14 protein-coding genes are annotated in these 14,834 nt (G+C 35.6%); 4 read left to right on the top strand and 10 right to left on the bottom strand.

Annotated features, from left to right (window positions below; genetic code table 11):
- Nucleotides 1–39 precede the first annotated feature (39 nt).
- The 8 genes from BW932_RS11615 to aceB form a co-directional block, all read right to left on the bottom strand.
- Entirely contained in the window at nucleotides 40–579 is a 540-nt protein-coding gene (locus BW932_RS11615; RefSeq protein WP_076387743.1) for a hypothetical protein, read from the bottom strand.
- A gap of 10 nt (nucleotides 580–589) precedes the next feature.
- Nucleotides 590–1,624 carry a LuxE/PaaK family acyltransferase gene (locus BW932_RS11610; protein ID WP_076387843.1) on the bottom strand — a complete coding sequence of 345 codons (1,035 nt, stop codon included), beginning with the start codon at nucleotides 1,622–1,624 and terminating at the stop codon, nucleotides 590–592.
- A 405-nt stretch (nucleotides 1,625–2,029) separates the two neighbouring features.
- A complete protein-coding gene (tnpA, locus tag BW932_RS11605; protein ID WP_076387741.1) occupies nucleotides 2,030–2,506 on the bottom strand; it encodes an IS200/IS605 family transposase in 477 nt (158 codons plus the stop codon).
- 117 nt (nucleotides 2,507–2,623) lie between these two features.
- Nucleotides 2,624–3,037 carry a hydroxyisourate hydrolase gene (gene uraH, locus BW932_RS11600; protein WP_076387739.1) on the bottom strand — a complete coding sequence of 138 codons (414 nt, stop codon included), beginning with the start codon at nucleotides 3,035–3,037 and terminating at the stop codon, nucleotides 2,624–2,626.
- Between the two features lie 77 nt (nucleotides 3,038–3,114).
- Nucleotides 3,115–3,879 carry a UDP-2,3-diacylglucosamine diphosphatase gene (locus BW932_RS11595; protein WP_076387737.1) on the bottom strand — a complete coding sequence of 255 codons (765 nt, stop codon included), beginning with the start codon at nucleotides 3,877–3,879 and terminating at the stop codon, nucleotides 3,115–3,117.
- 113 nt (nucleotides 3,880–3,992) lie between these two features.
- Entirely contained in the window at nucleotides 3,993–4,439 is a 447-nt protein-coding gene (locus BW932_RS11590; protein ID WP_076387735.1) for a 6-pyruvoyl trahydropterin synthase family protein, read from the bottom strand.
- Between the two features lie 137 nt (nucleotides 4,440–4,576).
- A complete protein-coding gene (gene aceA, locus BW932_RS11585; RefSeq protein ID WP_076387733.1) occupies nucleotides 4,577–5,863 on the bottom strand; it encodes an isocitrate lyase in 1,287 nt (428 codons plus the stop codon).
- Nucleotides 5,864–6,105: 242 nt separating this feature from the next.
- The gene (gene aceB, locus BW932_RS11580) at nucleotides 6,106–7,683 is read right to left on the bottom strand and encodes a malate synthase A (protein ID WP_076387731.1); all 1,578 of its coding nucleotides are present in this window, start codon (nucleotides 7,681–7,683) and stop codon (nucleotides 6,106–6,108) included.
- Between the two features lie 177 nt (nucleotides 7,684–7,860).
- Between aceB and BW932_RS11575 the strand changes: the two genes are divergently transcribed.
- Both BW932_RS11575 and BW932_RS11570 read left to right on the top strand, forming a co-directional pair.
- Entirely contained in the window at nucleotides 7,861–9,330 is a 1,470-nt protein-coding gene (locus tag BW932_RS11575) for a helix-turn-helix domain-containing protein (RefSeq protein WP_076387729.1), read from the top strand.
- Nucleotides 9,331–9,666: 336 nt separating this feature from the next.
- Nucleotides 9,667–10,320, top strand: coding sequence for a ComF family protein (locus tag BW932_RS11570; RefSeq protein WP_076387727.1), 654 nt, complete (start codon nucleotides 9,667–9,669; stop codon nucleotides 10,318–10,320).
- 84 nt (nucleotides 10,321–10,404) lie between these two features.
- Here BW932_RS11570 and upp read toward each other — a convergent pair whose 3' ends face one another.
- The gene (gene upp, locus BW932_RS11565; RefSeq protein WP_076387725.1) at nucleotides 10,405–11,055 is read right to left on the bottom strand and encodes a uracil phosphoribosyltransferase; all 651 of its coding nucleotides are present in this window, start codon (nucleotides 11,053–11,055) and stop codon (nucleotides 10,405–10,407) included.
- An 81-nt stretch (nucleotides 11,056–11,136) separates the two neighbouring features.
- On the bottom strand, nucleotides 11,137–12,444 hold the full coding sequence (gene der / locus BW932_RS11560) for a ribosome biogenesis GTPase Der (protein WP_076387723.1): 1,308 nt from the start codon (nucleotides 12,442–12,444) through the stop codon (nucleotides 11,137–11,139).
- 184 nt (nucleotides 12,445–12,628) lie between these two features.
- Here der and BW932_RS11555 point away from each other — a divergent pair, with 184 nt between their 5' ends.
- Together BW932_RS11555 and BW932_RS11550 are read left to right on the top strand one after the other, a co-directional pair.
- Nucleotides 12,629–13,183: a LemA family protein gene (locus BW932_RS11555; RefSeq protein ID WP_076387721.1), complete on the top strand. Its 555-nt coding sequence runs from the start codon at nucleotides 12,629–12,631 to the stop codon at nucleotides 13,181–13,183.
- A gap of 4 nt (nucleotides 13,184–13,187) precedes the next feature.
- Nucleotides 13,188–14,765, top strand: a complete 1,578-nt coding sequence (locus tag BW932_RS11550) for a DUF2207 domain-containing protein (protein ID WP_159436434.1) — start codon at nucleotides 13,188–13,190, stop codon at nucleotides 14,763–14,765.
- Nucleotides 14,766–14,834 lie beyond the last annotated feature (69 nt).

Genomic DNA, 14,834 nt, shown 5'->3' with positions numbered 1-14,834 from the left:
GTTTTTTCATAACTGTAACCGTCATAAACAAAAAGTTTATCATTTTTTTGCGGAAAATTTCGGTGGCAGAATTAATTCTTCAAATTTCCCTTTTACTTCTAGTTTTTTGAAATAGAGATTTCGTGCCATCATCTTCAACATTAAATCTTTATCGAAAAAATTCCAAAAAGGGTCGCTATGGATTTTTTGAGGCTTTCTGATTTCATAGAAAGTAGTCTGCCAAGAATCTGGATTATGATCGAACTCAATGATTCCGCAGTTTTCAGGAATTTCTTGCGATTCCAACATTCCTTGAGGGATCAAAAAACTAAAATAATTACACGGATAATCGCCGCACGAAATTTTATCATGTTTCAGAAATTTTTCTTTGGTCTGAGTATTCTGATACTGCTTTTTAAAATCGTTTTTAAAATCAGCTCGGGAAAATTTAATCTCGATTTCGTGACTGATTCCCTGCTCATTAATAATTAAAATATCGGCTTCCCAGTCTGAATGGAAGTGATTGGTCAACACCAAATCCTTCTCAAAATCACAAAAATGTGAAATATAATTATAGGTAAGTTCTTCGACTTTTAGCATGAATTTACGATTAAGACACCAATAAACTGCAACCGCGAATATCGGAATGATCAATACGCCCCAAAACCTGAAACAGTTTGGTAACAATATGATCGTCTTTTTTCTCATTTCTCGAAATCCCGCAATCTGTAACGATTTTTCCTAAATCCTGCGTCGCAATAAAACTGCAGGAATGGCGATTAGCAAGATCAATAATGTTTATCGCGCCATTTTTGCCGTCTTCTACATAAGAGAAAGGATCTTCGGTATTTCTAATGAGAATCCGCATCCAGTTGGGATTTTCATAAATATTTTTGCCTAAAGAATAAGCTTGAGAGAGCAATTCTGTCATGGAATATTCCGAATAAATTTTTTCCGTACCAAAACCTTTATGAAAAATTTTCAAGAGTTCATCTTTCGTCATTTCTTCCTTTCTACCTTTCATTCCGCCTGTTTCGATGATGATGAGTTGATCTGATGATTCGATCCTATGATGGTTGGTTTCCGCAAAATCGAGAAAATCTAAAAGAGCAAAAGCAACTCCGAATAAAATTACTTTTTTGTTTTCATTTGAAAGCTGTTGCAGCAATTTCAGCAAATCCGCATGATTGTAAAGGAAATATCCATTTTCCGGCTTTCCCGATTTCTTCATCAGAAAATCTACCATATATATTAAGGACGAATTTTGTTTTTCGAGATAACTTGGCAACAATCCAAGGAAAATAAAATCTTTTGGATTCCCTATAAACTGTTCGAAACTTTTTTCAATGCTTTCTTCATACACTTTTTCATCTGCGATCCAATGTTTGGATAGATTCATTTGTGTGGTTCCAGAACTTTGGAAATACAAATTCGTTCTCTTGTTTTGGTCTAAAACCGTATGATTTTTAAACATTTCGATTGGCAAAAACGGAATTTTTTCGATGTCCTTAATACTATTCGGATCGATCTTTAAAAAATCGATGAACTTTCGGTACACCTCAATGTTTTCGTACTGGAAATGAAAAGTTTCCAAACATTTCTGTTGGAAATCAGCTTCGGTTTTGATTTGAAAAATGCTCTTCATCATAGCTTGCAAAAATACTGATAAATAAAATGAAGAGAAAAAGAAAACGGGAATAATAAAGAATCTGCGTGCAGAATATATCTTAGAATAGAGCTTAAAAAAATATCACACCTTCGGTGTTTGGACGATTTGACTTTTATATTATAATAATAACATTCCTACGGAATTATCAATACTAACGAAATGGTCGCCAAAAGGAGCGGCTTCAACAAAATAGCAACCGCGAAGCGGTGTAATGGTTCTAATAGCGTATTACAAATAACACAAAAACGCCAAAGGCGTGAAATGATTGTAATAGCGTATTACAAAAAGTACACAAACGCCGTATGCGTGAAATGATTATAAAACAGAAAAAAATTAAAAACCGCTAAGAGGTGAAATGATTATAAAGCCACTAATTATCAACTACTTCTCTTCGTCATCATAAAAATCAAATAAAAATTCTTCTTTATACGCTATCTGAAATTTCTCCAGAAGTTCCAGGTACTCTTCTTTAAAACTCTTTTTTTGATGGTGAATTTCCTGATTTAAAATATATTTGTAAACGTTTTCAATATGAGACTGAGAATAAGAAAACGCTCCATACCCTTCTTGCCAGGAAAATTTCCCTCTTAAAAATTGCTTTTCATTAATGAAATTAGTCGTATTATTTTTAATATCTCTCACTAAATCAGAAAGTCTCATACTGGGTTTCAACCCAATAAAAAGATGAACATGATCTTCAACACCATTAATGATTATACTTTTCTGTCGTTTCGCTTTTATAATTCCGCTCATGTATTTAAAAACTTCTTCCCTGAAAGTTTTACTAAGAAGATTTTCTCTTCCTTTAACCACGAAGACAAGTTGAATATAAATTTGAGAAAAAGTTCCAGCGCTCATGACTTTATCTTTTTAAGAGTTCATCCTTAAAATTACAAAATATCCAAAAGAAAAACGGAATTCAAAATTTATTATTGAATTCCGCTGAAAAAATTTTATTTAAAGAAAAAACTATTCTTAGTTTCCTCTATATGTCGAATATCCATAAGCAGAAAGCGTGATTGGAACGTGATAATGATCTGCATTGGTAATTTGAAAAACCACTTCAACCCACGGATAAAAACTTTCCATTTTCATTTTTTTAAAATAATCACTGGTAAAATAGGTCAATTTGTAGATTCCCAAATTTGATTGATTATTCTGCAAAAAATCTGGAACGCGACCATTTTTGTCGGTTACTTTTTCTTCTACCAAAATCCATGTTTTTTTTGCATCATTAAATTTTTCCAATTTTATGGTCACTCCAGAAGCAGGCATTCCTTTCGAAACATCCAAAATATGACTGGACAATTGGTAGGTTGCTGTTTTATCCTGAGCAAACGTAGCTGAAGAAATGAAGGCGAAAAAAAACGCGAATAGTAAATTTTTCATAAGATCAAAGTGATTCTATTTTTGCGAAATACCGCAAAATTCTCTTTCCCCTTTGTCAATAATAGTGCCGATAAAATTTAACCTTCGAAAGATTTCAGTTCAAATTCACTTTGAAATTCACCGTACGTAAAGTAAGAAATCCAGTCACCAAGGTTGATGTACTTCGCTTTTCCGTTTTCTAAATCGAGAACCATTGGCAAATGTCGATGACCGTAAATGAAATAATCAATCTTTTCGGTTTTGAGTTTTTCTTTGGAATAAATGATGAGAAACTCTTTGTCTTCGCCCAAAAAAGCTTTGTCTTCTTCCCCGGAAATCATTTTATTTTTGGTGGAAAAATAAATCGCCATTTTCATCGCAATATCGGGATGTAACCACTTGAAAGCCCATTGTGCAAAAGGATTGGTGAACAATTTTTTCATTCTTTTATACCCTTTATCTCCCGGTCCAAGTCCGTCTCCATGCGCAAGGAGAAAGTTTTTATCATTGATTTCGAAATGCTGTTTGTCGAAAAATACTTTGCACCCAATTTCTTCTTCGAAATAATTTTTCATCCACAGATCGTGATTTCCAACGAACATAAAAAGTTCAACTCCAGAATCTTTCAACTCTGCCAATTTCCCTAAAACGCGCACATAACCTTTGGGAATCACATGATTCCATTCATGCCAGAAATCAAATAAATCACCCATCAAAAATAAAACCTGTGCATCAGCTTTTATTACATCCAACCAACGGATAAATTTCTCTTCCCTACTTTTACTTTCTTTTGGTGTAGGTGCGCCAAAATGCTGATCGGAAGCGAAATAGACTTTTTTATTTTGTTCTAAAGTGATTTTCATGCGGCGAGTTTCGGGTTGCAAGTTTCGAGATTGGAAAGTTTAATAGATGTATTTTTTTATAAAAGTAACGATTAATGATCATCGTCAAATAACCACATTTTCAAATGATCAAATTAATCTTGGTCTTCTGCAAACCATTCTCCGTAAGAGTTTTCGGTTTCGTGAAGTTTTAAATAAGCCAAAGTAACCGTTTGTGGAAGTTGACTTTTTATTTTTTGGGCGATATCGTACAACATATTTTCGCACGTTGGTTGATAATCGCAATAAATTACTTTGTGGCCTTTTTCTTCTAAATCTTCCCCCAATTGTTTGTGTGGTGAAATTCCATTCAACATCACGGCATGATCCCAAACATCGATTATTTCTGACTTTACAATTTTTTTAATATCGCCAAAATCTACCACCATTCCATTTTTCTGATGGTCTAAATCATTGATCGGAATTCCTTTTACAGTGACAAAAAGTTTATAGGAATGTCCGTGCATATTCTTGCATTTGCCATCGTAATTGTAGAGAACGTGGGCTGTTTCGAAAGTAAAAATCTTGGTGATGCGTATCATTTGGCAAAGATAAGTGAATTTTTACAGCAATATTATCTTGGAATTGAAATAACCAAGTGAAATTTTAAATCAAAAAATCCTCCCCAGAAAATAGGAAGGACTTCTTAACAATTAAAAACTATGGAATAAAGTATTTATCAATGAAACTGCTCTGCTTCCGTAGAACCAGCCAAAGCGGTTGTAGAAGAATTTCCATCAGTAACTACGGTTTGAACTTCATCAAAATAAGAAGTTCCGACAAAATTTTGGTGTTTCACGGCGCGAAAACCTTCTTTTTGTAGGGCAAATTCTCTTTCCTGAAGTTCGCTGTAACCCGCCATTCCGCGTTTTTTGTACGCCAAAGCCAACTCAAACATCGATGTATTTAAAGCATGGAATCCTGCCAAAGTGATGAACTGGAATTTGTAACCCATTGCAGCTAATTCTTCGCGGAACGTTTCCATTTCAGGCACAGATAATTTTGCGGCCCAGTTGAAAGAAGGAGAGCAATTGTAAGCCAACATTTTTCCTGGGAATTTTGCGTGGATTCCTTCAGCGAATTTTCTCGCATAATCCAAATCCGGATTTGAAGTTTCCATCCAGATCAAATCTGCGTATGGCGCATAAGCTAAACCTCTGTCGATGCCTTGCTCTACTCCATTTTTCACTTCGTAAAAACCTTCTGAAGTTCTTTTACCGGTCACGAATTTATGATCTCTTGGATCGATATCAGACGTTAATAAATCTGCGGCATCAGCATCGGTTCTCGCAACCAAAAGCGTTGGAACGCCACAAACATCAGCTGCTAAACGAGCTGCAATCAATTTATTGATGGCTTCTTGCGTAGGAACCAAAACTTTTCCACCCAAATGTCCACATTTTTTGGCGGAAGATAATTGGTCTTCAAAGTGAACTCCGGCTGCTCCAGCTTCAATCATTTGCTTCATCAATTCAAAAGCATTCAAGTTTCCACCGAAACCTGCTTCTGCATCGGCAACGATCGGAACTAAATATTCTTTACGATTGGCTTCCTCCACATTATTTACGGTTTGAATTTGATCCGCACGCAACAATGCATTATTGATTCTTTTCACCACCGATGGAACTGAATTCGCAGGATATAAACTTTGGTCAGGATACATTTCACCGCTCAAATTCGCATCTGCAGCAACTTGCCATCCGGAAAGATAAATCGCTTCTAAACCGGCGTCAACTTCCTGTACCGCTTGATTTCCTGTTAAGGCGCCTAAACCTGCTACGAAATCCTGGTTGTTGAGTTGATCCCATAATTTCTCTGACATCAATTTGGCGATCGTGTAATCGAGTTTGTAAGATCCCCGAAGTTTCAGGACTTTTTCTGCGGAATAAGGTCTTGTAATTCCTTTCCATCTTGGACTTTCTAGCCATTCTTTTTCCAGATTCTGGATTTGTTCTTGATTTTTCATATTGATTTGTTTTTGGATTTTTTTTTATTGATTTTTTTTAACGCAATCCCGATAGCCATCGGGACGCAAAGATTTCACAATTCACTACTTCTAAAACTACGTTCGCAAAGGCACTTCGCTTAGCAAAGGGTAATTTTTTATTTACCTTTTTGATCTTTTGCACTTCTTCTAAAGTTTGCACTTTTGTGACTTTTGTAGTTGAATAATTTCGTGATTATTTGAAGTGTTTTTGGACAGCAGATCTATAAAAACTGATACGCTTTCAAAGTCAGAAATTCTTCGAAATTGTCGTTCAAAATAAGATTATCAAAAAGTTCTGTGGCGAGTTCAAATTTTCCGTTTTTGAATCTTTCTTCACCAACGTAATTTTTGATATTTTGCAATTCTTCTTCTTGCCAATGCAAAACCATTTCGGGCATTAAAGTTCTGCCGTCTTCTAATTTCGCCTCGTTTTTTAGCCATTGCCAAATTTGCGTTCGCGAGATTTCTGCGGTTGCAGCGTCTTCCATTAAATTATATAAAGCGGCGGCTCCAACTCCCATTAACCAAGATTCGAGGTAAAGAATTCCGACATTAATATTTTTTCGAACGCCTTTTTCTGTAATTGTTCCTTTTGGAATTTCAAGAAGGTTTTCTTCTGAAATCTGATATTCCTCGAATTTTTTATGGATTTGATTGGGAGTAGGCATCAATTCATCGAAGATTTTCTTCGCTACAGAAACCAATCCTGGATGAGCAACCCAGGTTCCATCGTGGCCGTTTGTCACTTCACGTTCTTTATCGGCGCGAACTTTCGCATACGCGATTTCGTTTTCAGCTTCGTTATTTTTTACGGGAATTTGAGCAGCCATTCCGCCCATTGCATGAACATTTCTTTTGTGACAAACCTGAATGACTCTTTTGGAATAAGCACTCATAAATGGCGAAGTCATGGTTACTTGATCGCGATCCGGAACTAGGAATTCGGGGAGATTTCGAAATTTTTTAATGTAAGAAAAGATATAATCCCATCTTCCGCAATTCAAGCCAGAACTGTGTTCTTTTAATTCAAATAAAATTTCATCAAGCTGAAAAGCAGCAGTAATCGTTTCAATTAAAACCGTGGCTTTGATTGTTCCTTGTGGGATTTGTAAATAATCTTGAGCGAATTTGAAAACATCATTCCACCATTTTGCTTCTTTGTAATGCTCTAATTTTGGCAAATAAAAATACGGCCCGCTTCCATTTTCGATTAATTTTTGGGCATTTCTAAAGAAGTAAATCCCGAAATCGATTAAAGATCCAGAAGCTTTTTCGCCATTAAACTCAATGTTTTTTTCTTCTAAATGCAAACCTCTTGGACGAACCAAAAGTGTTGCTAAGTTCTCGCCGAGTTCGTATTTTTTACCATTTTCATTTTCAAAACTAATGGTTTTATTCACCGCATCTGAAAGATTAATTTGTCCGTCCATACAATTTTCCCAAGTTGGGGAATTGCTGTCTTCAAAATCTGCCATAAAAGTGGATGCACCAGAATTTAAAGCATTGATAACCATTTTTCTTTCTACAGGTCCCGTAATTTCAACTCTTCTGTCGAGTAAATCTTTTGGCAAAGGATTACACAACCAAGTTCCACTTCTGATCTCTTCAGTTTCTGGTAAAAATGCCGGAAGTTGACGATGATCAAACTCGATCTGTCTCATTGTTCTTGAACGAAGTAGTTTAATTCTATCCCGATTAAATTCTGCATGAAGCTTTGTTAAAAAACGCACTAAATCAGGGGTAAAAATATCGCTGTACTGCTCCTGCGGAAGAATTATAATTTGAGTTGCCGTTTCCATAAGGGATCAATTTTAATGATTTGGTACTGCAAACATAAACAAAAACTTTCACTATTAGCGAACGTTCGCAAATTTATTTTAAAATTTATACTGCGAACAATCGCTTAAATTTATTTACCTTTGTATCCATCGGATTTTACAATCTATTTAGAAATATTATAAATTAATTTTTGATCAATGGCAAACGACAGTGATTTTATAAAAACGGTTTTCGGATTGAAAATGAAGCAGTTCCGGCAGAAAAAAAATTATTCTCTGCAGGATTTAGCTCACATTACTGGTGTTTCTAAATCTTATTTGAATGAAATTGAGAACGGAAAAAAATACCCGAAACACGATAAAATCTCACAACTTGCTTCTGCATTAAACTGTACTTACGATGATTTGGTCTCCACAAAACTTGACAAAAGTTTAGCACCGATTACAGAAATTTTACAATCTGATTTTTTCAAAGAAATTCCTCTTGATCTTTTCGGTATTAACAGGAACAATCTCATTAGTATTATCAGTGATGCGCCGAAAAAAGTGACCGCTTTCATCAATACTTTAATTGAAATTTCTAAGAATTACAATTTGAGCAAAGAGCGGTTTTATTTTGCAGTGGTACGAAGTTTTCAGGAATTGTATGACAATTATTTTCCGGAAATTGAGGAAAAGGCAAACAATTACATTCTGGAAAATAACATTTCTACCAAACCAAAATCTGCCGAATTTGAGGAGCTGCTAGAAAAACAATTTGAGTATGAAATAAAATCGTTGGATTTGGAACAATATGGCGCTTCCGGAAAATTACGGTCGCTTTTCATTCCGGAAAAGAAACTACTTTTATTGAATGCACTTTTGGACGAAGATCAAAAAACTTTTATCCTCGCGAAAGAAATCGGCTTCAACATTTTGAATTTAAATCCACGTCCGAACACCTATTCGTGGCTAGATTTTACGAGTTTTGAAGAACTTTTGAATAATTATTACGCGGCATATTTCGCCGGATCTTTACTCATACGAAAAGAAACATTAACCCAAAAACTCAGTGATTTTTTCCAAAACGAAGAGTGGAATCCTACTCATTTTGAAAATTTAATTCAAGAATTTACCAATTCGCCAGAAACATTTTACTATCGTTTAACCAATATTTTACCGCAGGAATTGGGGATTAAAGATTTATTTTATCTGTGCTTTACGAAGAAGAAAAATTCAGATAAAATTCAGATTTTAAAAGAATTACACCTGAATCAGCAACAAGCTCCACATGCAAATGCGACAAGCGAACATTACTGCAGAAGATGGATTGCAGTGAAAAATCTTTCTAGTTTAAAGGAAAACGAAAAGGTTACTGATGCGCAGATTTCTCATTATAAAGACACTGGTTTAACCTATTTGGTGATTTCTACATCGCAGAAAAACCCTTTTTCGGATGGAACAAACCGAAGTTATTGTATCGGAATTCTCTTAAATTCAAATGCATTAAAGAAAATAAAGTTTGCAAAAAGCAATCAGATTAAAACGGTTGATGTGGGCATAACCTGTGAATTTTGCAGCATCTCGGACTGTGAAGTTCGGAAAGCTCCACCATTGCGCTTGGAAAAGCAAATTTTTAATGAGAACATGAAAAAATCGATTCAAAAAATTCGGAAGGAAATCCTTTAAGTGGAGTAAAGAAAATAAACGGAATATAAAAGACTTACAATCAGATATTTATCTAAATAAAATGATTGGTTATTTATCAGCACTTAGAATAATTAATGTTCAATTTAACTCAAAATTATTTTTATTCGTTTTTTATTAAAGAGTGATCTGAAGGTCCACTTTTAATCCTATTACAAAATTTTTCACGCAAAGATTTTTTTATAATTACTGTATTTTCGCTTCTTTTTACGTTCGCAAAGGCGTTAAAACTTCGAAAAGATTGAAAATATTTTGAATGATGACAGATTACGTACAGTGAGTAAAATTTATTTGTAACTTTCACTAAACAAATGAAGTATGTTTTTACTCGACTTGTTTTTTCCGAATCGCTGCGTAGAATGCAATCGAATTATTCCCTCCGAAGAGGTAGTCTGCGAATTGTGTTTTGATCAGATTCTATTTACGCATCATCAGTTTTCAGCACGCAATCTTCTATCTGAAAAATGCCGATTGTTGTTTCCGGTTCAGAACGCATTTGCTTTAATGCAGTTCGAAGAAGAAAGCACAAGTCAGAAAATCATTCACCAATTAAAATACGGAAGTCGTAAAAAAATTGGAAAAATGCTCGCAAACTGGACTTTAGAAAAACTAGATTTAAACCAAAATAAACCAGATCTTTTGGTGACGGTTCCACTGCATCAAAAAAAGTTAAAAGAAAGAGGTTATAATCAACTTCATTTGTTTGCAAATACACTCTCGGAGACACTGCAAATTCCCTGTGATCACCATTTAATTAAAAGAAATTTCTACAAAAAAGCCCAAGCTAAAAAAAACAGAGACCAAAGAATTTTCAATGAGAATTTATTTTCAATCACTAGAAAAATCACTAATCAACATGTTTTATTGATCGATGATGTTTTCACGACCGGAAACACAATGAGTGCCGTAGCTTGGGAAATCTTAAAAGCCGGAGATAATAATGTGAGTGTTTTAGTGATGGCGATGGATTGAAAATATGATAATTTGATAATTTGATAATCGATTGCAAATAGAACATTAACACGTCATCAAATTCTCGAATGTTAACATTATTCCTTATTTCTGCAATTTCTCGCCGTAAGATAAATCTCCTGCATCGCCCAATCCTGGAGTAATATAACCTTTCGAAGTCAGTTTTTCATCAATTACACCGACCCAGATTTTTGCTTCTGGATAGGCTTTCTGAATCGTATCTACTCCTTGTTGAGAAGCAATTGCGGCAACAATATGAAGTTGAGTCGGTTTTCCGTGGTTTAATAAATCTTTAATGGCTTCAATTAAACTTGCGCCAGTTGCCAACATTGGATCTGCAACGATTAAAGGTCTTCCATCGATATTCGGACAAGTTAAATAATCCTGTTTGATGGAAAAATAATCATTCGCATCGTGTTTCCTATACGCTGCAACGAAACCGCAATCTGCTTGATCCAAATAATTCAAAATTCCCTGAAACAAAGGAACTCCAGCTCTTAAAATGGTAGTAATTACAGGTTGAACTGCAACTTCCTGAGCTTTAATTTTATCTAAAGGCGTGGTGATTTCGATTTCTTTCTGTTCCAAATCTTTGCTGATTTCGAAGGCGGCAATTTCTCCGATTCGCTCCATATTTCGGCGGAACCGAAGTCGGTCATTTTGTATTTCTACATTTCGAAGTTCGTTGATCCACGTATTGACGAGGGAGAATTGGTCGGACAGAATAATTATCATTGCTATATATTAGATTGCAAATTTCGGGAAAAATTAAGACATTAAAAAGCCTCTTAGAAAAAATCTAAAAGGCTTTGGTTTTTATTTCTGACGGAAGTAAATTTCGATAGGAACACCGGTAAATCCGAAATGTTTTCGAAGTTGATTTTCGGTAAATCTTTTGTACGCTTCCTTCACATATTGCGGCAAATTGCAGAAAAATACAAATTGCGGACTTGGTGTCGGAAGTTGAACGCAGTATTTAATTTTTACATATTTTCCTTTCAATGCAGGTGGTGGCGTTTTTTCAAAAACAGGAAGCATTATTTCATTCAATTTAGAAGTCTTGATTTTCTTAGCTCTGTTTTCGTAAACTTCCATCGCAACTTCAACTGTTTTCAGAATTCTCTGTTTCGTTAATGCAGATACAAAAAGAATTGGAATATCGGTAAACTGACCAATTTTAGCTTTAATAGCTTCTTCGAAATCACGCGTGGTATTGGTTTCTTTTTCAACCAGATCCCATTTGTTCACGACGATAACGATTCCTTTTCTGTTTTTCTGAGCCAATCCGAAGATATTCATATCCTGAGATTCCCAACCCAAAGTTGCATCAACCATGATGATCACGATATCAGAATATTCGATAGAACGCACAGAACGCATTACGGAATAAAATTCTAAATCTTCCTTAACTTTAGCTTTACGGCGCATTCCGGCGGTATCAACCAAAACAAATTCGTGCCCGAATTTATTGTACAAAGTTTGGATAGAATCTCGGGTTGTTCCAGCAACATCGGTTACAATATTTTGTTCCTTGTCTAAAAGAGCGTTGGTCAATGTAGATTTCCCCACATTTGGTCTTCCTGCAATCGTAATTTTTGGTAAACCTTCGAAAGGATCTTTATAATCGGTCGTTGGGAAATCTTTCACGATATCATCCAGCAATTCTCCCGTTCCGGAACCTGTTGCAGAAGACATGGTGTAATATTTGGAAATTCCCAGCTGATAAAATTCGGTTGCAGCCAATTCTTCTCTTGCAGAATCTGCTTTGTTCACTACAATATAAAGCGGCTTATTTGCACGACGCAACATTTCGTGGATCTCAATATCGGTATCTGTTAAACCTTCAGCAACATTCAGCATGAAGATGATCGAGGTAGCTTCATCAACGGCTAATTCAACCTGTTTGATGATTTCACCTTGGAATGCATCTTCTGTATCCACTTCATAACCACCAGTATCGATTACCGTGAATTCTACTCCATTCCAGTCAGATTTTCCGTAATGACGGTCTCTGGTAACTCCGGCGGTGGAATCTACAATAGCTTCTCTTCTCTCTAAAAATCTGTTAAAAAGGGTGGATTTCCCTACGTTTGGTCGGCCAACAATGGCAACAATGTTCGACATAAAATTTTGTTTAATAATGACATTATTAATGGGTTACTCAAACTTTTTGAGCCCAAAAATTTTTGCAAAGATAGTATTTTCTAAACCATTTACTATTAATGTGAATAATTGTAACTTTTCTGCCTTCAATCAGACCTATTGTAGGAGATTTCGAATTCATTAAACCTTCAAAAAAAATAAAATTATGATTACTCTTTTAATTATTATAGGCGCAGTTGTACTGTTTTTCCTTTACGCAATTTCCATCTATAACCGATTGGTAAAACTTAGAACTATGGTTCAGGAAGCATGGAGCAGCATTGATGTGATGCTGAAAAAACGCCATGACCTCATTCCGAATTTGGTAGAAACCGTGAAAGGTTATGCAACACACGAAAGAGAAACTTTCGACAGTATAACGCGTGCAAGAGCTGCAGCAATGGGCGCAAATACGCTTCAGGAAAAAGAAGTTGCGGAAAAAAACCTGAATCAGGCGATGATGAATCTGAATGCAGTTGCAGAACAATATCCGGATTTAAAAGCGAATACGAATTTTCTTCAACTTCAAGGTGAACTTTCTGCTTTGGAAGGAGAAATCGAAAAATCGAGAAGATATTACAATGGAACCGTTCGGGAAAATAATATTTTGGTCGAAACTTTTCCAAGCAACATCATCGCAGGAATGTTTAAGTTTGTGAAATCTACCTTCTTTGAATTGGATAATGTTGCAGAACGCGCCGTTCCGACCATTAAATTCTAACCACATGAAACGTTTACTTTTTGGCTTTCTCGTACTGATCTTCAGTTTCGGGAAAGCTCAAGAATTCAGTCAGGATGGAGTTCAAAGTCAGAATGAGGAACATATTTTATCCTTTCATTCAGATATTCAGATTTCAAAAGACGGAACATTAAATATTGCCGAAAAAATTAAAGTGTATGCAGAAGGAAACCGCATCAAACGCGGAATTTTCCGAACGCTTCCTACGCGCCGAAATTTGAATGGCAAGAACATCAAAGTGAAATATGACCTCATTTCCGTGAAGAAAAACGGATCTGACGAAAAGTACCACACCAAAAAAACAGGGAACGATCTGATCATCTATTTTGGGAGTAAAAACAAAATCTTAAGTCCCGGAATTTACGAATACGACCTCGTTTATGAAACGAAAAATCAAATCGGCTTTTTTCCCGAGTACGATGAATTTTACTGGAATGTAAATGGAAACGCATGGGAATTGAACACCGATGAAGTGACGGCGAAAGTGACCTTTCCGGAAAATGCAGAGTTCATACAGACTTCTTGTTATACGGGAAGTTATGGAAATACCGCATCCAATTGTACTGAAAAAAAATTATCCTCCAACAGCATCGAGTGGTCTGCAAAAGATCTGAAATCTACGGAAGGTTTGACGGTTGCAGTGGGTTTTAAAAAAGGTTTGATCGCACCTCCACTTCCACCCGGAAATCTAGAAAAATATGGAGTTTTCGGACTTCTTTTCGCTGCAGGTTTGGGTTTGATGGCCTATTTTATTTCAACCTGGCAAAAATTTGGGCGCGATCCGGAAAAACCAATCGTTTATCCGCAGTTTTCTTCGCCACAGAATTTATCACCCGCTTCCATGGGATACATCGAAAACGGATATTATTCGAATAATTTTATTACCGCAGCAATTGTAAGTCTTGCCACGAAAGGTTTTCTAAAAATTATAGAAGATGATAAACGGGTTTTAGGAATTTTTGGTGGTAAGGAATATACGTTAGAAAAAATCAAAGAGCAGGATCAAACGTTGCCAAAAGAGGAAATCAACCTTATGAACAAACTGTTTCCTGACTTAGAAACAACCGTTTCTTTCACCGGAACATACAACTCAAAAATTGAAAACGCCGTCAATGATTTCAAAGCAAATCTTAGTTTTCAGCATGATCAGTTTTTGAAAAAAGGAAATAATTCCGGAAAACTCATTTTGCCCGTTCTAGCCATTTTGGCGTTGTACATCGGCGGAATATTTTTGAGTTTCCGATTTACTGATAATGATGATTATTTGGGAATTGGGATCGGATTGTTTATTTTTATTTTCGGTTTATCTGTTTTATTTTCGATAGGATTTTCCAGATACCAATGGGTTCGATGGATTTACGTTTTGTTTTCTGTGGGATTGGTCATCGCCTTTTTTTCAATTGCAATTTCAAAAATCTCTGCGAGTGAAAACCTGAGTTTCTTTGCTTGTTATGCATTTCTAATTCTAAGTTCCATTGCATTGGTGTGGTATCAATACCTCATCAAACAGCCAACGCCGGAGAAATTAGAAACCCTTTGGATCAGTACCAAAACTTGTGTTTAAGCAAAAATGTTTTGTAGTCTGAATAGAAAAAACGCCCGATCCCTAACTCCTCTGAAGTTGCTTCTAAAT

The sequence above is a fragment of the Kaistella chaponensis genome (genome assembly GCF_900156725.1).
GTDB classification, from domain to species: domain Bacteria; phylum Bacteroidota; class Bacteroidia; order Flavobacteriales; family Weeksellaceae; genus Kaistella; species Kaistella chaponensis.
This window is presented reverse-complemented; position numbering and strand designations above follow the sequence as displayed.

Coding starts and splice junctions, on each gene's coding strand:
- tnpA (WP_076387741.1), bottom strand. CDS start 2,506: ATGAGCGCTGGAACTTTTTCTCAAATTTATATTCAACTTGTCTTCGTG.
- uraH (WP_076387739.1), bottom strand. CDS start 3,037: ATGAAAAATTTACTATTCGCGTTTTTTTTCGCCTTCATTTCTTCAGCT.
- BW932_RS11615 (WP_076387743.1), bottom strand. CDS start 579: ATGCTAAAAGTCGAAGAACTTACCTATAATTATATTTCACATTTTTGT.
- aceB (WP_076387731.1), bottom strand. CDS start 7,683: ATGGAAACGGCAACTCAAATTATAATTCTTCCGCAGGAGCAGTACAGC.
- aceA (WP_076387733.1), bottom strand. CDS start 5,863: ATGAAAAATCAAGAACAAATCCAGAATCTGGAAAAAGAATGGCTAGAA.
- BW932_RS11595 (WP_076387737.1), bottom strand. CDS start 3,879: ATGAAAATCACTTTAGAACAAAATAAAAAAGTCTATTTCGCTTCCGAT.
- upp (WP_076387725.1), bottom strand. CDS start 11,055: ATGATAATTATTCTGTCCGACCAATTCTCCCTCGTCAATACGTGGATC.
- BW932_RS11575 (WP_076387729.1), top strand. CDS start 7,861: ATGGCAAACGACAGTGATTTTATAAAAACGGTTTTCGGATTGAAAATG.
- der (WP_076387723.1), bottom strand. CDS start 12,444: ATGTCGAACATTGTTGCCATTGTTGGCCGACCAAACGTAGGGAAATCC.
- BW932_RS11555 (WP_076387721.1), top strand. CDS start 12,629: ATGATTACTCTTTTAATTATTATAGGCGCAGTTGTACTGTTTTTCCTT.
- BW932_RS11550 (WP_159436434.1), top strand. CDS start 13,188: ATGAAACGTTTACTTTTTGGCTTTCTCGTACTGATCTTCAGTTTCGGG.
- BW932_RS11610 (WP_076387843.1), bottom strand. CDS start 1,624: ATGAAGAGCATTTTTCAAATCAAAACCGAAGCTGATTTCCAACAGAAA.
- BW932_RS11570 (WP_076387727.1), top strand. CDS start 9,667: ATGTTTTTACTCGACTTGTTTTTTCCGAATCGCTGCGTAGAATGCAAT.
- BW932_RS11590 (WP_076387735.1), bottom strand. CDS start 4,439: ATGATACGCATCACCAAGATTTTTACTTTCGAAACAGCCCACGTTCTC.